Here is a 21,809-nt window from a genome sequence, read left to right on the forward strand (position 1 = left end):
GTCCGTGATCAGACGGGCCGCCGCTATCTGCAGCGCCACCGGCAGGCCCCCGCACAACTCGACCAAGCGCTCGGCAGCAGCCCGCTCGGCATCCCGGCGACGAGGGTCGGGGTGGCCAGGATGGCGGCCCAGGCGGAGATGCGGCGCATGTCGTCGTTCTGCCAGGTTCCCACCCGTGCGAGGTGGGCGTCGAGGGCGGAGTTGAGCAGCTCGTCCAGGGAGCGGACCTCGGTGTCGGTGCGGTGCAGGTGGTCGGCGACGTCACGGAAGTACGGCAGCATTTCCTCGGGCCACCCGGCGTGGGGGCCGGCGAAGTCCTGCACTACCGGGACCAAGGGCTGCACCGCGTCGCGGAATTCCAGGACCTCGCGTTTGAGGGAGTAGATCTGCTCGGTGAGGTCCTCGCGCTCCGGGGAGAACACGCGCCGCTCCAGCACGGTCAGATCCGCACGGACCTGGACGGCGGCCTCAGTGTAGGAGTCGACCACAGTGTCCAGGACCGCGTGCAGCACGGCGACGGGCCCGAACCGCAGCATCTGCGGATCCTCACCGAGCCGCCGGGCCGCCTCGACAGTGGGGTCGGCGTGCCCGTGACGGACGGTCAGAGCCAACCGCGGACCGGTGAAAGCCATCACCTCACCGGTCTCCACCTCGCAGCCGTCCTCGACGTACCACAGCGTCTTCAGCGCCACCGCCAGCACGTCCCCGTACCGCTCCCGCTTTGGCCGTTGGTGCGCCTCGCCGGCGTCCTCGACCGCCAGCGGATGCATCCCGAGCGGCCCCGCCAGTTCTTGAACATCGCCTGAGCCGGGATCATCTAGATGCACCCAGCAGAACTCGCGTTCCCCCACCCGCTTCAGACTGTCCAGCACCGCCGCACGGCCACCGTCAACCTGACGGCAGTCCACCTGCTCTGGCTCGCCCGATGACTCACGGTAGATGACACACCTCATGCTTCACGCCTGCACCGCCGCGGCGATTGCATGCCTGCCGACCGCCGGCGGCAGCCGCCGGGCATGCCGCCTACACGGGACGGTCGCGTTTCCTTCACGCCGCCAGGCTTTCCGTCGGGCCGGGCGGGGCTACCCGATGAGCCGGGGCCGCTACGAGGGGTGGCTGCTCCATCAGCCTGCGCCTACACATCTCCCGCGTCATGCCCGAGGCAGGCGTCACCTGTCCCTCGTCGCACATCCAGGTACCGGGGCACAGAAACCACCAGCGGCTCCGGACAGGGGATCACGCTCGCGCCATGACCCGTCCCTGCCGCCGACCCGCAGGCTGCGTGTCCCCGGTGCCGCCGGATCGTACGCACTGGCCTGGTTGCGGAAAGCTGTCACGGGGACGCATGCGGATCGATCCACCGGCCGCCGCCGGGCAGCCCACACGGCAGCGGCCGACTCCCGCGACCGGCTCATCGGTCACGGGAGCTCAGCAGACCCCGCAGCTTGACTCTGAACCACGGTCCCGGCCCCCCGCAGTGACGGGGGTGAGGTTGCTGTGTTGCCTTGAGTTCCCCGCTCCGGGCAGCCCACACAGTCTGGTCGTGGCTGCGTCATTTCCGTGGGCGTCGTTTCGCCGTGAGTTCGGGAGTCGTCGTCCTTCTGCGTGATCAATATCGGTGGGAATTGATGTCACTGCGTTGCAGCGTCAGCCCGTCAGGGCTGACGCCGCGGGCTGACCGCCGTGGTCACGGCCTATCGCGGCGGTGCAGCAGGTGAGGAATGCGGTGGATGAGCCAGGCGCTTGCCAGGCCGATGGCGGCGCCGGCGGCGACGTCACTGGGGTAGTGGGCACCGCTGTGGACGCGTTCGACGGCCACCATCGCAGTCGGAACCGCGCACAGCCCGCCGGCCAGCGGCCGGGCTGGTGTGATGGCGGCGGTGAAGGCGACCGCGGCGGCGGTGTGGCCGGAGGGGAAGGACGAGGAATCGGGTCGGTCCTCGACTTCGTCGTGAGGGATCCATTCCTTGGGCGGCCTCGGGCGGTCGGCGATCTGTTTGCACACGCCGTTGGCGGCCAGCTGCGCCATCGCCATGGCCGCCAGCCCTGCGGCCGCAGCGCGCCGCCCGCGCCGGCCGCCCCGCCATGCCATCACTACAGCCGCGCCGCACCACAGTTTGGTGCTCTCCGCTGCCTCCTCCACCGCCGACAGCGGCCTGCCCACGGTGGACGCATCCCATGAGGCCATACGCTGGGTCAGCCGCCGCTCCCCCGCACGAAGTCCCGCCAGCAATCTCATGCCGTGCATGTATCCCCGAAGGGACCCGCTCACACGGACAAGACCGGCACGAGGGCGCGGGAGGGGGCCAGGTCTCGTCCATTCGGCGCCGGACCTGCTCATTCCCACTTGCGGATGCCGCGCAGCTGAGCGTACGGCTCGGCTTCCGGCGGCAGGCCGCTGGCGATGACCCGCCGGCGTAGGGTGTCGCCATGTTGGTGATCCACAGCCACACCAGGATGACGATGCCGCCCGCCGTCGTACCGTAGGTCTCGTTTGTACGAGGCGAATTCGGCGACGTGGGACGCGACGCCAGGCGATCGTGACCGGTCTGCCATGGGAGGGGCACGGCAAGGGCTCCGAGGTCGGTAGTGGCCAGGGCCGACAGCGTTCGCTCATTGGCTGCCTCTGACGACTGCTGCTCCGGACTGCGGTCCGTTCGTCAGTGCCCGAGGTGCGGCCTGTCTCGTGTCGGGAAACAGTGGACGCAGTGCCGATGTGCTGCTGGCCTCGTTGTCCGTCGAAAGGAAGTCACGAGATGTCGGAACGCAATACCGTCATGCGCAGCCTGCACGACCTGGGGCTGGCCGCATGGTTCGGCGGCTCTTTGATGGGCGCAGTGGGCCTCAACGGCGCGGCACGCGCTGAAGGCGGACCGCAGGCGTCCCCCGCGCGGATCGCCAGCTCCGGTTGGGCGAAGTGGGCCCCGGTGAACGCCGCGGCCGTCGGCACCCATCTGGTCGGCAGCAGTGGCCTGCTCGCGGCGAACGCGGCACGGGTTGCCACCCAGCAGGGAGTGGCCGCGTCCACCGTGGCAAAGACAGTTCTGACCGGAGCCGCCCTGGCGGCCACCGCCTACAGCCGGGTGCTGGGCAAGAAGATCGAGCTGGCGGCCTCCAGCGACCCGGAAGACACCGAAGAGGCCGCGGAGCACCCCGTCGACACGGACAAGGCGCAGCGGCAGCTCGCCTTCCTGCAGTGGACAATCCCGGCGCTGACAGGCGGCCTGCTCGTCCTCAACGCGCTGCACGGAGAACAGCAGCGCCCAGAAGAGCAGGCCCGGGGGATGTGGCAGCGGGCCATGAGCAGGACGCCGCACATGCCTTCCATGGCACATATGCCGCCCATGCCGGACTGGCGCTGGATGCAGCACTGACTCTCCCGGGGGTCTTCGCCAGCTCCGCGGCTGAGGGCTGAAGGCCAAGGAGGGAATACTCACCGAAGGTGAGTGAGGTGCCCGAACCCGCTAGCGTTCCAGGAGATCCGGGCACCTCCGGCTCCTTACGCCGAAAGGCCAGTGCCTACTCTGCGGCCGCTGGGCCGCCGGCCGCTGGCAAGGCCGCAGCGCGGCGTGCCCTCCCGCACCGGGGCCGCAGCACAGCGGTCCCGTGCGCTGCCCGCTTGGCCGTGGAGCAGGCCGAGCAGCAACCGCTGCTGGCAACAGCTTCGGCAGCCTCCGAGCCGCTTGAGTGGCCCGTCCCGGCAGCTGTTCGATGCCCTTGCCCTGTTCGGCCCGCGGCCGTAGGGCGGGCACTGCGCCGGGTCGTGTGTCTGGCCGGTCTGGTCGCCAGTCATCGTCTGGGATGAGGCGGGGGAAGGCGCGCGGCGAGGACGGCGACGTCGTCGGCGTGATCGGCGGCCAGGCCGGTCAGGAGTTCGTCGCAGAAGGTGTCCAGGGGTTCTCGGGCGAGAGCGGCGGCGTGCTGGCGCAGCCGGGTCATGCCCGCATCCAGACCTTCGCCGCGGCGTTCGATCAGTCCGTCGGTGGAGAGCAGCACGGTGGAGCGGGCGGGCAGCGACTCGGTCGCGTACGGGCGCGACCGATCGGCGTCGACGCCGAGGAGAAGGCCGTGGCCGCCGGTGAGGTAGCGGGTGTCGCCGTCGTGGGTGATCAGCAGGGGCGGCAGGTGCCCGGCGCTGGAGAACTCCAGCGTCCACGTACCGTCGTCGCGCTCGCCGAGCACACCGTACAGGCAGGTGGCGGTCGTATGCGGATACAGGTTGTGGTGCGCCAGGTCCAGGCGGCGCAAAATGTGGCCGGGGGGTTCCTGGCGGTCGCAGCCGATGCCGCGCAGCATGTTGCGCATCTGGCTCATCGGCCCCCACCGACTCAGCGGACAGCTCGTCCTACACAGCCCGGGTGCCGCGGAGCGCGCCGCCCGGTTCGTTTTCGAGGGCGATGCGGGCGGTAATGCGTTTGCCGACCGGCTCGCGCTGCGCTTCGAAGCCCTGGGCGACGGCCATGACTATCTCCAAGCCGTGCTGCCCGACCCGTCCCGCGTCCGCGGCCCGGGCCACCGGCAGCACCGGGTCGGAGTCCCACACCACGACCTCGACCACGTCACCCACGATCCGCAGCTCCATCAGCACCGGACCGGGCGCGTACTTGCGGGCGTTGGTGACCAGCTCGCTGACCACCAGCTGGGTCAGATCCACGGCGCGCTGGGAGACGGACAGACCGTGCTCGGCCTGCACACGGCTGAGAAAATCGGCGGCCAGATGGCGCGCCTGAGCGATGCAGGCGCCGTCGCCGTCAAGGGCCACCGTGACCTGCATGGCCTGATCACCCGGCGTGGCGCTGTCCTCACCCACAGGGACTGTTTCCACGCCGGCCGCCTTCTCTTACCCCGTTCACACCCCCGCGCGTACCCGCGCATGCGCGGAGCACGCTTCACGCCCCTCTGTTGGCTTCCCTATATCAGGGCATCGCCGGTACCGTGCGGGGCAGCCCTCCCAGGCGAAGGTGTCAGTGTGCCAGTATCACCGATATGGCTGAGGGACGAATGACGGACACCGAACGAGCTGAGCCCCATCAGCAGCCCGCCGGGCTGTCGATCGTGTCCAACACCACGGACGGCATCTGCGTGCTGACTCTGACCGGCGAGATCGACCACCACACCGGGGGCAAGCTCCGACAAGCCCTGGACGTCCCCGACCGTGTCCGCCCTCGCATCGTGGTCGACCTCGGTCGGGTCACCTTCATGGACTCCAGCGGCATCAACATCTTCATCGCGGCCCACCGCGCTACCACCGAGGCGGGCGGCTGGCTGCGTCTGGCCGCGCCCACCGCATCAGTGATGCGCACCCTTCAGATCGTCGGCGTCGACACCGTCATCGACTGCCGCCAAACGCTTCGCCACGCCCTCAGCAACTGACCTTTGGCCATCCACGCCGCCCATTGCCCCGTGCACGTCGCGTATGGACCGGAGCGTTGCACTGCACGCCGGTGGTGCTGGAGCATGACTCGGGCCGGGATGAGGAGAACCTGGTCTCCTCCCCGGCTGAGCAGATCGGGACCGCCTTCTCTCGATTGAACCGGTCCGGTCACGCCGGCCCGGGCGCTGCACACCGATGCACCCCGGGCCGCTTGTGGCGGCAGCCGTCAGCGGAGCTCCGCGCGACCGAACAGCAGTGCGTAGCCAGGCGGAAGCTGGGTGAAGATGCGGTCCAGCAGATCCTCGCCTGCGGCATCGGCGAGGGTGCTGAGGACAGCACCGACGTCCCAGCGGGCGGTTTCGGGAGTTGCACCCTCGATGAGCACGGCGACTGCTTCGACGAAATTCGTGCGCGCTGAGCGGTCGGGTCGCCGGCAACGGCTCGCGGAGTAGCCGTGCGAAGGATGCCGGGAGCTGGTCGGCGAGTTCCTTGCGTTCGCTGCCGAGCATGTGGACATCCAGGATGGCCAGCACCGCCCGCGTGCTCCGCTCGGCCTCCCCGGTGGTGGAGTGCTCGCCGCGCTCCCAGACCCGGGCAAGGAATTCGTCGTAGTCATCGCTCGCCCCACCTCGCTTCCTCCCACGCCGCGTCCGGACGCGAGAGCACACTTCCAGCCGCCAGGGACCCCGACCACCATCTCGCAGTCCGACCGTGGCGCCGTGTCGCGCACCCTGGGCAGCCTGAACGTGTGGGATGCCCTTTTCAGGGCAGTCGTCGCGTATTCGCCTGGGATCCTCCCGGCCGTTACCGAAAGGGCGGCCGGTAGCGGCCGGGACTCAGCTAGGTCGCGGCCTCATGGCGACGCAAGAGAAGCGGCCCGGGGCACCACAGGTGCAGCTCCGTGCACCTGCACGCCGCAGACCACGGGCCCTGGCGGCTCGTGCCCGGCCAGCTCCGGGCGGCATGAGCACATGCTCCATGCCGGGGAATCGTTCTCGGGTCACCCCTTCTCACGTCCCATCGGCCCCACACCCCGCCTGATCCTCGCCTCAGCCAGCTGGTCACGCAGCACCCGGCAGCCATCGGATTTCGTCACCGGAGTCCATGGCATAGGTGCTCTGCCTTCCGCCTGGGCCGCAGGTCGGGGCCGACTCCTTCACAGCGGTTGCGGTGTGCGGAGACGCCGGCCCAGAGCATGAAGGGCATGGAACCGCTCAGGTGGACGTCGACGTCTGCCGGCAGGTCCACCTCGCCAACTTCGTACATGCGTTTGACCACAGGCGGTGGGGGCTACTCGCGCCTGAAGGCCTGCGTCGCAGCGAGGGGCAGCGCCGACGGGACCACGCAGAGACAAGATGGCAAGGGGCTGGTCATGATGACCGTGGCGACACAGCAGGGCGGCGGGGGCGGTTCCAGTGGGCTGTACGACGTTCTGGAACTCATTCTCGACCGAGGGCTGGTGATCGACGCGTTCATACGGGTCTCCCTCGTCGGGATCGAGATACTCAAGATCGACATACGGATCGTGGTCGCCAGCGTCGACACCTACCTGCGCTTCGCCGAGGCGTGCAACCGCCTCGACCTGGAGGCGGGGCCGCGCAAGCCGGCCGGGCTCACGGAGCTCACGGGACAGCTCACGGACTCCGGCGCCCGCGGCAAGACCGAGGGAGCCCTGTCCGGCGCCGCGGAGACGATCTCCGACGCCTTCCAGCAGGGACGTAGCGAGGACCGGGAACGCCAGGGCGAACGGGCCGCGCGCAGGCGAGAGGAATGAGAGATGAGCACCTACGTCTACGGGATCATCCGCGCCTCACACTCCCCCCTCCGCCCTGGCCTGGACGGCATCGGAGACCCCCGCGGCCGGTACGCGTGCTCCGCCAGGGCGAACTGGCCGCGATCGTCAGTGGCGCCCCCGAGCAGCTGCGGCCCAAGCGCCGGGACCTGCTCGCCCACCAGCGGATACTGGGCGAAGCCGGAGCGGAGGGCGTGGTACTGCCGATGCGGTTCGGCAGTGCCGCTCCGGACGACGACACGGTGACCACCGTGCTCGCCGAGCGTGCGGAGCACTTCCTTGAGCGGCTGCGGGCACTGGACGGCACAGCGGAGTACAACATCAAGGCCAACCACGACGAAGAGGCCGTGCTCCGCCTGATAATGGCGGACCACGACGACATCCGGCCCCTGGCGGAGGCGAACCGCGAGGCCGCCGGAGGCACACAGGAGCAGAAGATCCAGCTCGGGGAGATGATCGCTGCCGCCGTCCAGGCACGCGAGGCGACTGACGCGGAGCTGCTTCAGCAGGCGCTGGAGCCGATGGCCGAGGAAGTCAGCGCCGGGCCGCCAAGCACCGGCTGGCTGGCCAGCCTCTCCTTCCTGGTGGACCGCGGTTCAGCGGAGCAATTCCTGGCCGCGGTCGACGGACTCCGTCAGCAGCACCCGCATCTAAAGCTGCGTGTCAACGGCCCGCTGCCGCCCTACAGCTTCGTCGACACCCCCTCCACCCAGCAGGCCGAAGGCGGCACCGCGGAAGCATTCGGAGCCGCAGCAGCCCAGCCAAACGCGTAAGGATTTGCGGAGCCTCAAACGCTGTCGGTCACGTCAGGTCACGCCGCAACCCGTCTGCGGTGGGGGTTCGGAAGCAAGCCGCTGCCGAGTCCTCCGGGAGGAACCGCCCGCGACCTGCTCGCCCGCCCGGAGAACACCGTTACCTCGATCGCAAAGCTCCTCGGCGTCTCCAGGAACGCGATCTACAACTACGTGCCCGATCTGAAGGGCGTCGCCTCGCACTCGCTGAGGCGACGAGCACGCCGGAACTGCCCCAACCCACCAGGTCCGAGGACTGATCACCGCCGTTTGCGGCTGGTGACAGCATTCTTACCGGCACCCCGTGTTGACGCCTTCGGTGCTGATGGCGCTCCAGCAGGCCCGGAATCTGCCCGCGGAAAGTCTGCCATCGGCAGCCCCGGACCGGACAGGCCAGCCGCCGAACGCTCAGGTGGACGACGACCTGACGGCCGTCGACCGGCACGCCCCCACAGACCGACGGTGTAACCCGTGCGCCCTCGCCGTCGGCGTCCCGCACACCGGACACGCCACCGCGAAATCCCGGGGGCGAGCTTTGACCAACCGCGTTACCGCCGTCCATCACGTTCTTGACGACCAGCGCCGACAGCCCGGAGAACACCGTCCTCATAAGAAGGAAGTTGTTGTCCACCACAAGATCATGTTCAAGGGCGGCTACCCGGCGTCACCACCGACTACGGGCCAGACCCGGTCGTTTGACCTCCCCCGCGAGGGAGGTGGGTGGGTACTTCGGACCGGTACGGATCACAACGACTCCGTCAGGAAGACGGTCGTCGCCGACGACATGTACAAGGTCTCCGAGATCTGCACCACCGACATCGAGACGGCCTGCGCGCGGATCGGGCTGGAGTGAGCACGAGCGATACATACAAGGCTTCCCTTCGCACACCACACATCGGCTCGTCGAGCCGGCGGCAACCGCTCCGTGGACGCACGCTGCACCACGTCGCCACCGGCACCGACCCGGTGTTCAACGTCGAGAGCGGCCGCGAGTTCGGCTTGCCCCACAGCCACGTGCCCACCACTTTCCAGATCTACGAAGACGACGACGGGAGGCACGAGGAGGCGAAGTCCGCGAGATGGGCGGCTTCCACATCACCCGAGCAGAGCGCCCGCTCCTGCACGCCCTCTGTACCGCCGTTGCAGCAAAGATCGACGCCGTCATGGACGGCACCACCAGCAGTCCGGAGGTGCGGCGGCCCCGTCGGGGACCGGCGCGCTTTGAGGGGCGTACGGGCTTGCCGTACGCCCCTCTTGCGCTGAGGGGAAGGCGCCGTCACACGAGGAGTTCGCCGTCGATGACTGTGATCGCACGGCCGGTGAGGAGGGTGCGGTCGCCGTGCAGTTCGGTGCGGACGAGGCCGGAGCGCGGGGATGCCTGGAGGCCGGTGAGGTCGGGGCGGCCGAGGCGCTTGGACCAGTAGGGGGCAAGGGCTGTGTGGGCGCCGCCGGTGACGGGGTCTTCGTCGATGCCGATGTTCGGGAAGAAGCAGCGTGAGACGAAGTCGTAGCCCCGGGAGGGGTCTTCGGCGCGGGCGGTCGCGATGATGCCGTGCCGCGCGTATCGTGCGAGGGCCGCGTGGTCGGGGGTGAGCCCGCGGACCGTCTTCTCGTCGGCGACCTCGATGACCAGGTTGCCGACGTTCGGGCCCGTGTCGTGGGCCGTCAGCGGTTCGGTGCCCAGTGCTTGGGCGACTTGGTCCGGGATGGTGATCGGGGTGAGTGGCGCGGTCGGGAAGTCCAGTGTGATCGAGCCGTCCTCGCCGGGGGTGGCGGTGAGGACACCGCTGAGCGTGGCGAACCGCACCGGCCCCTCGTGGGCGCCCGTGGTGTGCAGGATGTGCGCGGTCGCCAGCGTCGCGTGTCCGCACATCGGGACCTCGGTGGTGGGCGTGAACCAGCGCAGTGCCCAGTCCGCCGGGCCGCCTGGGGGAAGGCGCCGGGCGAACGCCGTCTCGGCGTGGTTGACCTCGAGGGCCACGCTCTGGAGCCGGGTGTCGTCGGGGAAGGTGTCGAGGAGCAGGACCCCGGCGGGGTTGCCGGCGAAGGGGCGGTCGGTGAAGGCGTCGACGATTCGGATGCGCATGGGGCGACGCTAGCTGTCGGGCGGACCTTCGCGACAAGGCCAATTGCGCGGAGGTGGACCGATCGTGGGGATGGGTGAGGGGAATTTCTGGGCCTCGGATTCTGGTCCGGAGCTGCGTGCTCGGGGCGGCTCGGGTGGTCCTCCCGCCATGCCGGGTCGCCCGGGGCCTTGCTGTCGTTGCCCCTGTCCGTCCCCGCGGCTGTGTCCGGGAGCTCCGGACGATGCCCGGGGTGCCTGGGGTGGCGGGGCGTGTCGGCGATCGCGCGCACCGCGGTGTGATGCACTGTCACCTCGTGTTCTTGCTGCTGCGCGGGCCGCCGCGGAGCCTTGCCGGCCGTGTCCGGTGCCGGCGCGTCGATCGTTGCGCCCGCGTGTTCTCACGCCCTGGGTGAGGGACGCGCGATGTGCTCGCGTGTTAGCGCGGGTTCGGTTCCCGTCATCCGCTCAGAGATCATGGCCCAGGTCAGAGACCTGGGCCATGTGTGTTGTCTGGACCTCACGGCGTCCTTCTATCCCTCGCGTGCCCGTTCCGTGTCCGATGCGCCCTCGGCCGTGAAGTGGTTCGCCGACAAGGAGCCGGACGGGCTGCTTTCGTGAGCGAAAAGGCCTGAGCCTGCTCATCACGCCGCCGACAACGGGCGTCAACGTCACGGCACGCGGAGGTGTTCGGTTCGGCTGGCAGCGATGCGCTGGGCCGCGAGGGTGCGGGCCTGCTCGGGGTGACCGGTGAGCCGGGTCAGGATGGCCGCCAGGGGGGTGATCTGCCCGCGTCCGCCCCAGTGGCCTTCGGGAACCTCTGTGGGGAACACCCAGACCCGTCCGGCATCGCGTGGCCACGCGCCGTTCTCGGCGTCGAGAATCGCCTCGGTCACCTCGGCGACAACGCCTGCTCGCCCGTTCGCGTCGAGCTGTCCTTCGGGCACGGACGGAACGACCTTGTAGCGGGGCGCGCCCGCAGGTGCGCCACCGACGTATACAGCGGCCAGTCGGTGTACGAACACCCACGACACGGCCCGGGTCGCCGGATCGGAGGGGTCGAACCCCTCGTGGCGAGTCAGAATTTCGGTGACCCGGTTGGCCAATACCGCCTCAGCCTCGGTGGTGAGCGCGCCGTCAGGAATGTACAGGTCGATCATGGGCACAGCCCACCCCCTGGATGTAATTTTGCAAATGAGATGGCGAGACTAGGCCGCTGAGTGGAAATTATCAACCTAGATGGCTAGGGTGGCGATGTGGACGGGAAGCACAGGATCGATCCGGTCAACTGCTCAGTGTCGCGTGCCCTGGCGGTTGTGGGGGAACGCTGGTCGCTGCTGATCGTGCGCGAGGCGCTGGACGGCGCACGCAGGTTCGGAGAGTTCCGCGCCCGCCTCGGCATCGCCAGCAACCTGCTGTCCACCCGGCTCGACACCCTGCTGGCGGCCGGAGTGATGCGACGCGTGCCCTACCAGGAGCCAGGCGACCGGCAGCGCTTCGAGTATGAGCTTACCGAGCAGGGCCTGGATCTACGGTCCACCCTGGTGGCGCTGCTGGAATGGGGCGACAAGTATCTCGCCGACCCGCAGGGGCCGTCGGTCATCGTCCGGCACCAGGCCGCCGACGAGGAGGACGCGTGCGAGCAGCAGGTCAGGGTCGTTCTCGAATGCGCCGCAGGGCACACTCATCTGCCGCCGGGAGCCATCCACAGGACGCCCGGACCAGGGGCCCGCTGTGTTGACCTCTCCTGATGCCAGATCAGCTCAAGGCCCGGGCGCCGGGCATCCTCGGCTCCAGACTGCTGCGGGGAGGCCGTCAAATGGCCAACTCGAGAGCTCACCGGCCAAGTGGACATCAGGTAGCACTTGCCAGGATGGCGACCGCGCGGGTGAGGACATCCGGGGTGGCGGTGTACGGGAGCCGCAGGTAGTGGGTGAGGGTGCGGTCGGCGATACGGCGGGGCTGATCGTCGGCCTCGTCGTACAGGGCGACCTCGACCTCCGGACACGGAGGCAGCGGAGAAAACCGGGCCCGGTGCCCCCGGTGAGGCGTCGAGCCCACCGGCGCCGGCGGCCGGCTTGCCGCCCACGGCCGAGCGGGGTGCCACCGTCATCCCGGACAGGGTGGTCGCCCGTATCGCCGTCCAGGCCGCACGCGCGGCCCAGTCCCGGCGCGCCGCCGTACCGCCGACCGGGGCGGGCCGACGGCGCCGAGCGCGTCCGCCGCCGTCCGTACCGGATCGGTGCGCCTGCACCTGGCCATGGACCTGCCCTATCCCACCGACATCCCGCGGGTCTGTGAGCGGATCCAGCAGGACGTCGCCGAACGGGTGGCCCAGCTGACCGCCTTGCGGGTGGGGGAGGTCCCTCACCGTCCGGCGGCTGGTGACCGCCGCCGAAGCGAGCCGGGGGCGGGTCCGGTGAGGGGCCACGCGGCACGGGGCGCCGGGCACGCCGCGCGGGAAGGGGGCGCGCTGACACCCGACCCCGGTCCTCCCGGGCGCGGCTCCGCGCCGTCCGCGCACCGTGCCACGGTGCCGCTGACGAAGGAGCCCGAGCCACCCGAACGCGACGTGTCCGGCCGTGACCTCACGGCCGGTGAGCGCGACGGCGGGCACCGAACCCACAGGCCGTGGTCCGCGCGCCGCCTCCCGGCCGCGCTGGTCGCCTCGGTGATCCTCGTAGCGGCAGTCGCGGCGCTGGTCGATGTCATCGCCGTACGAGTGGGACGCCCGGCGGCGGCCTGGCGACGGTATCTGGCCGACGAACTGACCACCCGCCCCGTGGACCACGTATGGATGCTCACGGGAGCCGCCGTGGCCGCCGCCGTCGGCGTCTGGCTGATCGTCCTGGCCCTCACTCCCGGTCAGCGCCGCTGGCTGCCCCTGCGCTCCCCCGCCGACTGCCCCAGAGTGCGGGCCTCCCTGGACCGCGACGGCGCCGCCGACCTGCTGCGTGACGCCGCCATGCGAGTCCCCGGAGTCGGCTCGGCGCACGTCCTGGCAGGCCGCCACCGCATCAAAGCTCGCGCGGACGTCCGCTTCCGCGATCCCAGCGGGTGAAGGACGACCTCACCGCCGCCCTCGACGAGGAACGCGACCGGCTGGCCCTCGCCCGTCCTCCCCGCATCGTCGTACGCCAGCGGCGACGCACCGACTGACCGAAAACCCGCAGCACCGGAGCCCACACCATGACGCCGCGACCCGCGCTCAACCGCAGTGTGCTGGCCCTCGCCGGCCTAGTCCTGCTCGGCGGCGGACTGCTGATCCTCTTCGCCGGGCTCGACCTCTACCGGCGACATGATCTGGTCCCGCCCGCCGGCTGGCCCCTGACCGCCCCGGACGACGTCCTGCTCGGCTCGGCCGACCGGGCCCGCTGGAGCAGCCAAGGGTGGTGGTGGCCCGCGGTCATCGCCGCCCTCGTCCTCGCCGCCCTGCTCGCCCTGTGGTGGCTGCTCGCCCAGCTGAGCCGACGCCGCCTCGGCTTCCTGCCCGTCGGCGGCACACCCCCGCAGGAGGGCGTCGAACTTCGCGACCGCGCGCTCAGCGACGCGATCGCGAACGAAGCCAGTGCCCTGCCGGGTGTCGACGACGCGACCGTACGCATCACCGGCCGACCTGCCCACCCTCGCACCCCCTCACGCTCGCCCTCACCCCCGAGGGCGCGCCCGGCGCCGCCCTCGGTGCCCTCTGCGAAGGCCCGCTCCGCACCGCACGCCGGTCCACCGGCCTCCCTGACATGCCCACCGAGGTCCGCCTGCACGTCGCCCGCCACAAGCCCCACCGTGCGGAGTAAAGGAAGAGACCGACCGTTCCCATGCTCAACGCCCCTGCGGTCTTTCGCAGTCCGCAGGTGACCGGCCCTACTCCCCAAGGGAGATACCATGATCGTCTTGGGCATCATCCTGCTCGTCATCGGCTTCCTCACCGGGATATCCATCCTGTGGACCATCGGAATCATCCTGGCGGTCGTCGGAGCCATCCTGTGGATCCTCGGCGCGATGGGACACGCCGTCGCGGGTCGACGCCATTACTGGTGACCGGGGTCAGGTCTGACGGGCGACGGCTCGGGCCGCAGGCGGCGCCCCTTGAGTGCCGGAAGCTCCTCCTCAGGTCGCGGGAGCCGGGCCACCAGGCATCGGCGATCAGAGCCGGAGCGGTGTCGGCGGGTGCCGACACGAGTCGGGGCGGCAACGAAGAAGGGGTCCGCTCCTCGCCTGCGGTCCGCTCCTCGCCCGCGGTCCGCTCCTCGCCCGCGGCGTCGACAGAATGGCCGCGGTCATGATGCGAACACAACCCCGGGCCGGTCACGGCCGACCCGGTTGTCATGAATCGCCGAGAACGACCCGGCGTGGAAGCCGGTGTACAGGAGGCTCTCGGGTGATCACCAGGACACTCCTCGCCGACGCCCGGCGGGCTGATGGGGAGCGGCGGGCTGGACGGAACACGAGGAACACGTCCCACAGCCAAGGAGCGCTGGGCCAGGACACGCGAGCCGTCGTGCGTGAGACCGGTCCGGTGGCCGGCATGCGACGTGCCCCACCGCCCTCGGCCCTCTCCCGCCGGTATTGACAGCCGCTTCACGGAACGCGGCGTCGCCTCCACGACCGCCCCGGCGTGTGCGGAGTACCGTGGACAACACCGAGGGCATTTCGCACACCGACTTCCACGCCGGGTCGTTCTGGGCGAAAGATGAAACCCGGGTCGCCACGAAGGCGGCCCGGAGACGGGTCCGCATCATGTCGGCGACCTTGCACCCACCTCTGCCACACCCCGAGCCGGTCGCAGGTCCGGCCGCGCGTGTCGCGCCGAAGAGCGACGGCACGTCCCGCGGACTCCTGGACGGTGCCTGGTGGCCCCGCTCCCGGGACCTGCCGAGCGGGCTGCCCGCACTGACCGATGTGCTGAAAGCCTGTGGGGTCGCGTCACCCGCATCGCCGTCAACCCGACGTACTGGCCGGTCATCCCACACGAGATTGCCGTGGGCGGTCACATCGTCAAGGTCGGCTGGTTCACGCCGGAGATCGACCCGCACAAGCTGCTGCTGCTCTCCTACGGAACCGGCCGCTGGGATCTGCTGGTCATCCCACCCGAGACCGGGGCGGAGTCGGCGGCCCGCCTGATGACGGCCGCGTCCGACTACGACGGTCCGCCGCTGACCGCAAGCGCTCTCATCGCCGCGGACGAGACCCGGCGTGCCGTCTCCGCTGCCGACCGGCCGCTCGAACCGGACGAGCCAGGGAAGTACGAGAGCGGCCCCTCCTCTGCGGCCGTTCCGACACAGACCGGTCGCGTCAGTCGCCTGATCATCGGCATGTGAGACATGAGCACCTTTTGACGACCAGCGTCTTCCTGGTGCTCATCGCAGCGGCGGCATCCGTGATCCACCGGCTCGACTTCCCTCACCGCACGGCGCGGGTTACGGAAACAGGCAACGGCTCCGGCGTATACCCGCCGGAGCCGCCCTTCCGGGTCATTGCACGTGAGCGTGCGCCGACCCGCTTTCCACGTTACGCCAAAGGGATTAATCCGACATGAACAATCCTTGCGAAGGTTCGCTTCGGTCCGAAAAGCCGACGCGGCGGCTCAGCCACGCCCTTCCCCTTCCGTCTCCATCTGCCGGATCCCCTGGTGCGTCAGCGTGATCATCGCGGGTGTATTGCCCCTCCCCCAGTCCACGACGACCCAGCCTTCGCCCGCCAGGTACATGCAGGCAGCGGCCATGTCCTGCTCAGGGATGCCGAGGTCGGTGCGGAGCTTCGCCCCATCGACGCCCAGGAGGCGATTGCCTTCGGCGGCTTGGTAAAGAGCCTGCATGATCCTCTCCCGGTACGTCTTCCGGTCGCGCAATATCGCCATGACGCGCCTTCCTCTACCGTCCGTCGGGCCGAAGTCGATGTCATCCGCGGCCGCCGTCGCGGTGGGGCGCATCGGAACGCTCGCGTCCACCGTCGACCGACGGCGCCTCCGGGGCCGACGCCCGATCCCCGGCAGAACATCGCTGTAGTGGAAGGCAGCGATCCGTTCGTCGTGCTGACCGTTGAGCTGGTGGATCAGAACGACTCCGACGGCGATCAGGACGAGCAGCACTGCCACGGCGATGACGAGCATGGGATCTCACCTCCGCCGACCGGCGGGTGAAGGCCCCGCCGAGCCGATGGGCCGGGGCAGGGACGACGGTCGACCTGCTCCGCCGTCGGCCTCCCAGGCTTCCTCCCTGTTTCGTGCATCGATCCTGTCTGCCGCTTGCTCCCGGGCCAGGGCATCGACGCCGCCGCCGGCCATCAGCTGCGCGGCGGCATCCGCACCGGTTTCCGGCGGAATCACCAGCACGTCCCGGCGGCCGCCAGCGGAGAAAAGAGTGAGTCTGTGGGGATCCTGCTCCTCGGTGGACCAGCCCACCTGCACGGTGCGCCCGGCGTCGGACACCCAGTGCGGCAGGACGGGCCAGTAGGCCGGGTGCACGGCGACACCCGTGATACGACCCCAGAGATCGCCCAATGCGGCCGTCAAGGACGGCAGCTCACGAGTGAGGGCACGGGAGCGGGGCCACCACATGCCGTCCAGCCCGCCCGGCGCGGGTATCAGGGAGAGCCGGGCCGCCGGCGGCGGCGTGCGCCTTCTCGATGTCGTACGGTCAATGGTCACGGCCATGGCGCGGACCTGTCCCCGGGCTCGTGGGTGCGGCCCGGCGCTGTCGCTCACCGGAAACGGCACCCGCGGCGGAGCCGGTGCGCGAAGAACTCCCGGTGTCTTCACACTACTCCGCTCATCGGCCCGAAAAGCCTGGGATGACCAGGTAGTTTCCTGCCTTCGGGACCTGGTCGCCGGTGCCCGATGCCGGTCAGAGCCAGTCCTTGCGCTTGAACGTCAGATACAGCAGTGCGGACAGGAGCACGATGACGGCGGCGGAGGTGATGAACCCCGACTCGCGGCCGAAACCGGGATAAGGGAGGTTCTGGCCGTAGTAGCCGGTGATCGCGGTGGGTACGGCGATGATCGCGGCCCAGCTCGTCACCTTCTTCATGATCAGGTTCATGCTGTTGGCCTGGACCGAGAGGTTCGTCTCCATGACCGAGGCCACCAGGTCCCGCAGTGATTCCGTCCATTCGGTGGCACGCAGCACGTGGTCATAGACGTCCTGGTAGTACGGGACGAGAGGGTCGGTGATCAGGTGAAGGCCGGGGCGCATGAGGGTGTTGACCACCTCACGCATCGGGAGCACGACGCGGCGCAGCTGGACGAGCGATTTGCGCAGTGCGAAAACCCGGCGCTGCACGGCTTCGATCTCACGGCGCCCGGCCGCGAAGAGCAGAACCTCCAGCTCCTCGATGCTGTCGTCCAGTTGCCGGACCGCGGTGAAGTGCCCGTCCACGAGATGGTCGAGCAGGCCGTGCAACAGGAATCCGACGCCGTGGCCGGCCAGGTCCGGGCTCTCGTCCCAGCGGGCGACGACGCCCTCGATGTCGAGACCGTCGTCCTTGCGGACGGTGATCATAGCCTGCCTGGTGAGCAATACGGCGATCTCGCTGTACGTCAGTTCCGCACCGTCCGGGCTGACGGTCACGGCGTAGGCGCTGAGGAACTCGTGGGTGCGATACCGGTCGAGCTTCGGCCGCTGCCCACGCTGAGCGGCATCCTCCAGAGCGAGTTCGTGGATGCCGAACTCCTGACCGAGCATGGTGAATTCAGCGGCTCCGGGCCGGTACAGGTCCAGCCACAGGACCGACGCCGGATCGGCGAGATGCGCAGGGACGTCACTGGCGGGAAAGTCCTCCAGGACCAGAGTGCCGTCGAGATACAGCCGGGTGCGCGTCACCATGGCCCGAGGCTAGTGTCTTACACCCAAATAATGCCGCTTCGCCCCAATTGCCAGCTCGGCAGGTTCATCGACAGCGGCCACCCTCCGGGGAAGACCTAAGGTCAAACCCCGCGACATCCGCAAACTCTGACCGACGAGCACCGGGGTGCCGGTCCGAAGGCAGGGATGTGGGTACCCGGCTGCCGCCTCGCATCCGGCGAACACCGCCCGACCGGACGCGGCCCGTCAGCCGGGAAGGACACGCCGACAGCATGACCACGCATACCCAACCCGTCGCCCTCCTCCCCCCGCAGGCGGCAGTGATTTCGCCCGCCTGTCCAAGAAGATCGCCGAGGCCGGCCTGAAGAATCGGCGCCCCGGCTACTACACCGTCCGGTCCATCGCCGTGGCCGTCGCCTACGCCGGGGGCTGGAGCGCGTTCGTCGTCCTCGGCGCCAGCTGGTGGACCCTGGCCCTCGCCGCGTTCCTCGCCGTGATGTTCGGGCAGGTGGCTCTGCTCGCCCACGACGTCGCGCACCGCCAGATCTTCCGCCGACGCCGGCCCAGCGAGACGGCCGACCGCATCGCCGGGGCCGCGCTCGGGATGGGCTACGGGTGGTGGCAGGACAGACACACCCGCCACCCCGCCAACCCCAACCACGAGGACCTCGACCCCGACATCGCCCCCGACCTGCTGTCTGACACCCATGAGAACGCCTCCTGGCACCGCATCAGATCCCATGCCGGGCGTGCGTCCCATCACTCGCGGAGTGCACGCGGCATCGCGCCGGCCTCCAAGCTCAGGGACATGGATGACGGTGACGGCGCGCCTGCAGAGTCGACGGCACACACGTTGCGCGCGGCGTCCAGCGGCTCCCGCATGCCGACCACCATGCAGGCCCAGCCGGTGCCCCGCCAACCGGCACACCGCGTCATTCCGGAGGGATGCGAAACTCGAATTCGGGACGGTCCCACGGCACGGCGGGCGGGTTCGCGAACACGGTCCCGGTCCGCACCGCACCGACGCGGTGGTAGAAGTCCTCGGCGGGAAGATGCGACACGACCTTGAGACGGTCGAGCCCGGCGGCACGGGCCTCGGACTGCATGTGCGCCACGAGCAGCCGTCCGATACCCCGTCCTTGCACGTCGTCGGCGACGAACAGCAGGTCGAGCTCCGGTGGAGCGAGGACGAGCGAGTAGAACCCGAGGACCCGGCCTCCCTGCTCGTCGGCGCCGACGGCCACAAAGGCGCGGTGGGCCTCGATGTAATCAGGACCGACCCGGTAGCCCGCGACTGCGGCTGCGTACTTACCCGCGTAGGCACCTGAGCCACGCACGAGCCGCGTGAGCCGTTTGGCATCCCGCGCGACGGCCCTCCGTATCGTGATCGGCTGACTGATCGGAAAAGGGCGTGAACTCATCGGGAGAGTATTCCGCACCGGGGAATGCCTTCGTACGGCGGGTCGGCTGCTCGGGCAGGCGTTCCTGCACCGCTCCCGGGAACCGCTCGCCCAGGCCCCGAGCGGCCACGTCACTGCCGCCGAATCGGCCGCCCGCGATGGCGTCCCGCCGAGTGGTGTAGGGGATCAAGGCACCGGAATCCGCAGGTCGGGGACGGTGGCTCCGCCGGATCGGGTCTTCAACCCGCTTGAGCGGGAGGCTTCGCGGACTGCCGCCTCTACGGAGATCGTCATGAGCCTCGAACCGGAACGCGCAGCGCTTGATCCCCTACACCACGTCGTGGGACACGCCCCCGCCCGCAAGCAGCCGCTGGACGCCCGAACCGATGCGGCGGAGCTGGAGAACGGTACGCGGTGGCCAGCCGGGGCGCCTCCGCGTCGGGATCGGGGTCCACGACCGGAGCCGTGTGGAAACCGCCGACTCCGCGGGCGGCCTCGACCTCTGCGCGGAACCGTTCACGGAAGTGCGGTTCGGCCGCCGGTTCGGATCGGGCCACCTCGACCGCGACGGCCCGACCGCCCCGTGACCGGGCGAGGTAGACCGTTCCCATGCCGGACGGCGGCCAGTTCTCGCTCGACGGTGTCGACACCGGTCCGCCGTGGGAGGTCCGCGCCGTTCTCCGTCGCCCGCACGCCTCCCCCTGCGCACGGTCACCCGTACGTGACGCCGTCCGGTGCACCCCGGCCGATCTCCGGTCCCGCGTATCCGTCCAGCAGCGTGGACGAAGACACCGCCCGGCAGCCCGGGTAGCCGGTCTCAGCCGCCGCGCCGCACCCGGGCCGCCTTGCGGGCCTCCGCGAGCTTGCGGGCCTCGCTGCTCTTGCGGGACGACGACCTGCCACCGGAACCGCTCTTCGCGTCCTTGGTGCTGCCCAGGCCACCGAACGGGACGTTGTGGTTCTTGGGGCGCGGTACGGCCGGCCCGCCGTCGAGAGGCTTTCCGGAGGGGGCCTTGGCGCCGGTGATCCGGCTCAGCTCCGCCTCGCCGGACCGCACTTTGGTGACCTTGGGGACGACGTCGGCGTCCGCCATGACCTGGCTCGTCTCGCGGCGCTGTCCCGGCAGGACGAGTGTCACGACGGTGCCGGAGCGGCCGGCCCGGGCCGTGCGGCCCGCGCGGTGCAGATAGTCCTTCGGGTCGGTGGCCGGGTCGACGTTGACCACGAGGTCGAGGTCGTCGACGTGCAGGCCGCGTGCGGCGACGTTCGTCGCCACCAGCGCGGTGATCCGCCCGTTCTTGAACTGGGCCAGGGTCCGGGTGCGCTGCGGCTGGTCCTTGCCGCTGTGCAGGGCGGCGGCCGCCACACCGCTGGCCCGCAGATGCCGCGTCAGCTGGTCGACGCCGTGCTTGGTGTCCAGGAACAGCAGGACGCGGCCGTCCCGTGCGGCGATCTCCGTGGTCACGGCGTACCGGTCCGGGCCGTGCACGACGAAGACGTGGTGCTCGATCGTGGAGACCGCGCTGGACGAGGGGTCCACGGAGTGGACAGCGGGGTCGCGCAAGTAGTCCTGCACCAGCTGGTCGACGTCGCGGTCGAGGGTGGCGGAGAACAGCATGCGCTGCCCGTCGGGCCGCACCTGGTCCAGGATCTCGGTGACCTGCGGCAGGAACCCCATGTCACACATCTGGTCGGCCTCGTCCAGGACCGTGATGCGCACCCGTCCCAGTCGGCAGCCGTTACGGTCGATGAGGTCGTGCAGCCGGCCCGGCGTGGCGACGACGATCTCGGCGCCGTCCCGCAGCACGGCGGCCTGCCATCCGATGGACACGCCGCCCACCACGGTCGCGAGCCGCAGCCGCAGCGCCTCGGCGTAGGGGGTGAGCGCCTCACCGACCTGCTGCGCCAGCTCCCTGGTGGGCACCAGAACGAGCGCCAGCGGCTCTTTCGGCTGCGCGCGCTGCCCGGCCGTCCGGGCGAGCATCCCCAGGCCGAAGGCGAGCGTCTTGCCGGATCCTGTGCGGCCCCGGCCCAGGACGTCCCGTCCCGCGAGCGCATTCGGCAGCGCCGCCGCCTGGATAGGGAAGGGCACGGTCACACCCTGCTCGTCGAGCGCCCGCAGAACCTCGGCCGGCAACCCCAGCTGGGCGAAGGACGCCGCCGTGGGCACTGCCGAAGTGGCGCCCGACGCCTCGGACACATCGTCCTGCTGCCGGGCATCGGCACGTGTTGATTCGCTCACAGAGAGCCTTCCTCCGAAGGGACCGTACCGAGGAAGGCGCGGCAGGGACGCGGCCGCCGACCAGAGACGCCCAACGGAGCACCGACACAGCGACACAGCAAAAGCGCAACGTTAGCACGGGGCACACCGTCCGGGCCTCCCGTGCCGCGCCGCTCAGCCGAGGAACGACAGCCGGACCTGCCTGTGCGGAGCCATGTGGTGCCCCAGGGACACTCCCGGCCTCGGCGCCCAGCGCGGCCCCCGCCACCGAGGTCCGGACCAGGAGCGAACCAATTTCGCTTCTGCTCCGGCGATTTCACCCGTTCCGCACTCACCGAGACCGGCTCGGAGGTGCTCGCCGCTGAGGCGG

Annotated in this window: 21 protein-coding genes and 5 pseudogenes; 12 read left to right on the forward strand and 14 right to left on the reverse strand. The window is 70.0% G+C overall.

Annotated elements, in window-relative coordinates; all coding sequences use genetic code 11:
* Positions 1-23 precede the first annotated feature (23 nt).
* Together ACIP67_RS26370 and ACIP67_RS26375 are read right to left on the reverse strand one after the other, a co-directional pair.
* On the reverse strand, positions 24-872 hold the full coding sequence (locus ACIP67_RS26370) for a magnesium and cobalt transport protein CorA (protein WP_401695211.1): 849 nt from the start codon (positions 870-872) through the stop codon (positions 24-26).
* Positions 873-1,687: 815 nt separating this feature from the next.
* Positions 1,688-2,239 carry a phosphatase PAP2 family protein gene (locus ACIP67_RS26375; RefSeq protein WP_401695213.1) on the reverse strand — a complete coding sequence of 184 codons (552 nt, stop codon included), beginning with the start codon at positions 2,237-2,239 and terminating at the stop codon, positions 1,688-1,690.
* Positions 2,240-2,756: 517 nt separating this feature from the next.
* Here ACIP67_RS26375 and ACIP67_RS26380 point away from each other — a divergent pair.
* Positions 2,757-3,374 carry a hypothetical protein gene (locus ACIP67_RS26380; protein ID WP_401695214.1) on the forward strand — a complete coding sequence of 206 codons (618 nt, stop codon included), beginning with the start codon at positions 2,757-2,759 and terminating at the stop codon, positions 3,372-3,374.
* 415 nt (positions 3,375-3,789) lie between these two features.
* On the opposite strand, the gene ACIP67_RS26385 is transcribed toward ACIP67_RS26380, so the two are convergent.
* Together ACIP67_RS26385 and ACIP67_RS26390 are read right to left on the reverse strand one after the other, a co-directional pair.
* Positions 3,790-4,314, reverse strand: coding sequence for a PP2C family protein-serine/threonine phosphatase (locus ACIP67_RS26385; protein WP_401695215.1), 525 nt, complete (start codon positions 4,312-4,314; stop codon positions 3,790-3,792).
* 31 nt (positions 4,315-4,345) lie between these two features.
* Positions 4,346-4,774, reverse strand: coding sequence for an ATP-binding protein (locus ACIP67_RS26390; RefSeq protein WP_401695454.1), 429 nt, complete (start codon positions 4,772-4,774; stop codon positions 4,346-4,348).
* Positions 4,775-4,986: 212 nt separating this feature from the next.
* On the opposite strand from ACIP67_RS26390, the gene ACIP67_RS26395 reads away from it, so the two are divergent.
* Positions 4,987-5,373, forward strand: coding sequence for an STAS domain-containing protein (locus ACIP67_RS26395; protein ID WP_401695216.1), 387 nt, complete (start codon positions 4,987-4,989; stop codon positions 5,371-5,373).
* A 227-nt stretch (positions 5,374-5,600) separates the two neighbouring features.
* Here ACIP67_RS26395 and ACIP67_RS26400 read toward each other — a convergent pair.
* Positions 5,601-6,042: pseudogene (locus tag ACIP67_RS26400) on the reverse strand (DUF2267 domain-containing protein).
* A gap of 707 nt (positions 6,043-6,749) precedes the next feature.
* Here ACIP67_RS26400 and ACIP67_RS26405 point away from each other — a divergent pair.
* Together ACIP67_RS26405 and ACIP67_RS26410 are read left to right on the forward strand one after the other, a co-directional pair.
* Positions 6,750-7,148, forward strand: a complete 399-nt coding sequence (locus ACIP67_RS26405; RefSeq protein ID WP_401695455.1) for a gas vesicle structural protein GvpA — start codon at positions 6,750-6,752, stop codon at positions 7,146-7,148.
* Between the two features lie 3 nt (positions 7,149-7,151).
* Positions 7,152-7,939, forward strand: a pseudogene (locus tag ACIP67_RS26410) (GvpL/GvpF family gas vesicle protein).
* 334 nt (positions 7,940-8,273) lie between these two features.
* On the opposite strand, the pseudogene ACIP67_RS26415 reads toward ACIP67_RS26410, so the two are convergent.
* Positions 8,274-8,558, reverse strand: a pseudogene (locus tag ACIP67_RS26415) (transposase family protein); the annotation flags it as partial.
* Positions 8,559-8,597: 39 nt separating this feature from the next.
* Between ACIP67_RS26415 and ACIP67_RS26420 the strand changes: the two are divergent.
* A complete protein-coding gene (locus ACIP67_RS26420) occupies positions 8,598-8,810 on the forward strand; it encodes a hypothetical protein (protein ID WP_401695218.1) in 213 nt (70 codons plus the stop codon).
* A 423-nt stretch (positions 8,811-9,233) separates the two neighbouring features.
* On the opposite strand, the gene ACIP67_RS26425 is transcribed toward ACIP67_RS26420, so the two are convergent.
* Positions 9,234-10,043 carry a PhzF family phenazine biosynthesis protein gene (locus ACIP67_RS26425; protein ID WP_401695220.1) on the reverse strand — a complete coding sequence of 270 codons (810 nt, stop codon included), beginning with the start codon at positions 10,041-10,043 and terminating at the stop codon, positions 9,234-9,236.
* A 453-nt stretch (positions 10,044-10,496) separates the two neighbouring features.
* On the opposite strand from ACIP67_RS26425, the gene ACIP67_RS26430 reads away from it, so the two are divergent.
* Complete coding sequence (locus ACIP67_RS26430; protein WP_401695222.1) at positions 10,497-10,640, forward strand: hypothetical protein; 144 nt, start codon at positions 10,497-10,499, stop codon at positions 10,638-10,640.
* Positions 10,641-10,690: 50 nt separating this feature from the next.
* On the opposite strand, the gene ACIP67_RS26435 is transcribed toward ACIP67_RS26430, so the two are convergent.
* Positions 10,691-11,179 carry a hypothetical protein gene (locus ACIP67_RS26435; RefSeq protein ID WP_401695223.1) on the reverse strand — a complete coding sequence of 163 codons (489 nt, stop codon included), beginning with the start codon at positions 11,177-11,179 and terminating at the stop codon, positions 10,691-10,693.
* A gap of 96 nt (positions 11,180-11,275) precedes the next feature.
* Between ACIP67_RS26435 and ACIP67_RS26440 the strand changes: the two genes are divergently transcribed.
* Positions 11,276-11,770, forward strand: coding sequence for a winged helix-turn-helix transcriptional regulator (locus ACIP67_RS26440; RefSeq protein ID WP_401695224.1), 495 nt, complete (start codon positions 11,276-11,278; stop codon positions 11,768-11,770).
* A gap of 103 nt (positions 11,771-11,873) precedes the next feature.
* Here the strand turns inward: ACIP67_RS26440 and ACIP67_RS26445 are convergent, their stop codons facing one another.
* Complete coding sequence (locus ACIP67_RS26445) at positions 11,874-12,080, reverse strand: hypothetical protein (protein ID WP_401695226.1); 207 nt, start codon at positions 12,078-12,080, stop codon at positions 11,874-11,876.
* A gap of 472 nt (positions 12,081-12,552) precedes the next feature.
* On the opposite strand from ACIP67_RS26445, the gene ACIP67_RS26450 reads away from it, so the two are divergent.
* From ACIP67_RS26450 to ACIP67_RS26465, 4 genes and pseudogenes are all read left to right on the forward strand, one after another.
* Positions 12,553-13,080: a DUF6286 domain-containing protein gene (locus ACIP67_RS26450; RefSeq protein ID WP_401695228.1), complete on the forward strand. Its 528-nt coding sequence runs from the start codon at positions 12,553-12,555 to the stop codon at positions 13,078-13,080.
* A 128-nt stretch (positions 13,081-13,208) separates the two neighbouring features.
* Entirely contained in the window at positions 13,209-13,874 is a 666-nt protein-coding gene (locus tag ACIP67_RS26455) for an alkaline shock response membrane anchor protein AmaP (RefSeq protein ID WP_401695229.1), read from the forward strand.
* Between the two features lie 27 nt (positions 13,875-13,901).
* The gene (locus ACIP67_RS26460; RefSeq protein ID WP_165951485.1) at positions 13,902-14,057 is read left to right on the forward strand and encodes a DUF6131 family protein; all 156 of its coding nucleotides are present in this window, start codon (positions 13,902-13,904) and stop codon (positions 14,055-14,057) included.
* Between the two features lie 591 nt (positions 14,058-14,648).
* Positions 14,649-15,337, forward strand: a pseudogene (locus tag ACIP67_RS26465) (DUF5994 family protein).
* A gap of 266 nt (positions 15,338-15,603) precedes the next feature.
* Here the strand turns inward: ACIP67_RS26465 and ACIP67_RS26470 are convergent.
* From ACIP67_RS26470 to ACIP67_RS26480, 3 genes are all read right to left on the reverse strand, one after another.
* Positions 15,604-16,128 (reverse strand): hypothetical protein, encoded by a 525-nt coding sequence (locus ACIP67_RS26470; protein WP_401695230.1) that lies wholly within the window; start codon positions 16,126-16,128, stop codon positions 15,604-15,606.
* 6 nt (positions 16,129-16,134) lie between these two features.
* Positions 16,135-16,671 carry a DUF5994 family protein gene (locus ACIP67_RS26475; RefSeq protein ID WP_401695231.1) on the reverse strand — a complete coding sequence of 179 codons (537 nt, stop codon included), beginning with the start codon at positions 16,669-16,671 and terminating at the stop codon, positions 16,135-16,137.
* Positions 16,672-16,861: 190 nt separating this feature from the next.
* Positions 16,862-17,839, reverse strand: a complete 978-nt coding sequence (locus ACIP67_RS26480) for a magnesium transporter CorA family protein (RefSeq protein ID WP_401695233.1) — start codon at positions 17,837-17,839, stop codon at positions 16,862-16,864.
* Between the two features lie 313 nt (positions 17,840-18,152).
* Between ACIP67_RS26480 and ACIP67_RS26485 the strand changes: the two are divergent.
* Positions 18,153-18,542: pseudogene (locus tag ACIP67_RS26485) on the forward strand (fatty acid desaturase family protein); the annotation flags it as partial.
* Positions 18,543-18,750: 208 nt separating this feature from the next.
* Here the strand turns inward: ACIP67_RS26485 and ACIP67_RS26490 are convergent.
* Together ACIP67_RS26490 and ACIP67_RS26495 are read right to left on the reverse strand one after the other, a co-directional pair.
* Positions 18,751-19,239, reverse strand: coding sequence for a GNAT family N-acetyltransferase (locus ACIP67_RS26490; RefSeq protein ID WP_401695235.1), 489 nt, complete (start codon positions 19,237-19,239; stop codon positions 18,751-18,753).
* Between the two features lie 796 nt (positions 19,240-20,035).
* Positions 20,036-21,418: a DEAD/DEAH box helicase gene (locus ACIP67_RS26495; protein ID WP_401695456.1), complete on the reverse strand. Its 1,383-nt coding sequence runs from the start codon at positions 21,416-21,418 to the stop codon at positions 20,036-20,038.
* Positions 21,419-21,809: the final 391 nt, after the last annotated feature.

The organism is Streptomyces sp. NPDC088812 (genome assembly GCF_044750285.1).
Lineage (GTDB): Bacteria > Actinomycetota > Actinomycetes > Streptomycetales > Streptomycetaceae > Streptomyces.

Excerpts from the sequence above, each read along its gene's own strand:
- ACIP67_RS26425 (WP_401695220.1), bottom strand. The coding sequence starts at position 10,043 with ATGCGCATCCGAATCGTCGACGCCTTCACCGACCGCCCCTTCGCCGGC.
- ACIP67_RS26375 (WP_401695213.1), bottom strand. The coding sequence starts at position 2,239 with ATGAGATTGCTGGCGGGACTTCGTGCGGGGGAGCGGCGGCTGACCCAG.
- ACIP67_RS26395 (WP_401695216.1), top strand. The coding sequence starts at position 4,987 with ATGGCTGAGGGACGAATGACGGACACCGAACGAGCTGAGCCCCATCAG.
- ACIP67_RS26475 (WP_401695231.1), bottom strand. The coding sequence starts at position 16,671 with ATGGCCGTGACCATTGACCGTACGACATCGAGAAGGCGCACGCCGCCG.
- ACIP67_RS26380 (WP_401695214.1), top strand. The coding sequence starts at position 2,757 with ATGTCGGAACGCAATACCGTCATGCGCAGCCTGCACGACCTGGGGCTG.
- ACIP67_RS26460 (WP_165951485.1), top strand. The coding sequence starts at position 13,902 with ATGATCGTCTTGGGCATCATCCTGCTCGTCATCGGCTTCCTCACCGGG.
- ACIP67_RS26430 (WP_401695222.1), top strand. The coding sequence starts at position 10,497 with ATGGCCCAGGTCAGAGACCTGGGCCATGTGTGTTGTCTGGACCTCACG.
- ACIP67_RS26490 (WP_401695235.1), bottom strand. The coding sequence starts at position 19,239 with ATGAGTTCACGCCCTTTTCCGATCAGTCAGCCGATCACGATACGGAGG.
- ACIP67_RS26455 (WP_401695229.1), top strand. The coding sequence starts at position 13,209 with ATGACGCCGCGACCCGCGCTCAACCGCAGTGTGCTGGCCCTCGCCGGC.
- ACIP67_RS26385 (WP_401695215.1), bottom strand. The coding sequence starts at position 4,314 with ATGAGCCAGATGCGCAACATGCTGCGCGGCATCGGCTGCGACCGCCAG.
- ACIP67_RS26405 (WP_401695455.1), top strand. The coding sequence starts at position 6,750 with ATGACCGTGGCGACACAGCAGGGCGGCGGGGGCGGTTCCAGTGGGCTG.
- ACIP67_RS26470 (WP_401695230.1), bottom strand. The coding sequence starts at position 16,128 with ATGCTCGTCATCGCCGTGGCAGTGCTGCTCGTCCTGATCGCCGTCGGA.
- ACIP67_RS26435 (WP_401695223.1), bottom strand. The coding sequence starts at position 11,179 with ATGATCGACCTGTACATTCCTGACGGCGCGCTCACCACCGAGGCTGAG.
- ACIP67_RS26480 (WP_401695233.1), bottom strand. The coding sequence starts at position 17,839 with ATGGTGACGCGCACCCGGCTGTATCTCGACGGCACTCTGGTCCTGGAG.
- ACIP67_RS26390 (WP_401695454.1), bottom strand. The coding sequence starts at position 4,774 with ATGCAGGTCACGGTGGCCCTTGACGGCGACGGCGCCTGCATCGCTCAG.
- ACIP67_RS26420 (WP_401695218.1), top strand. The coding sequence starts at position 8,598 with ATGTTCAAGGGCGGCTACCCGGCGTCACCACCGACTACGGGCCAGACC.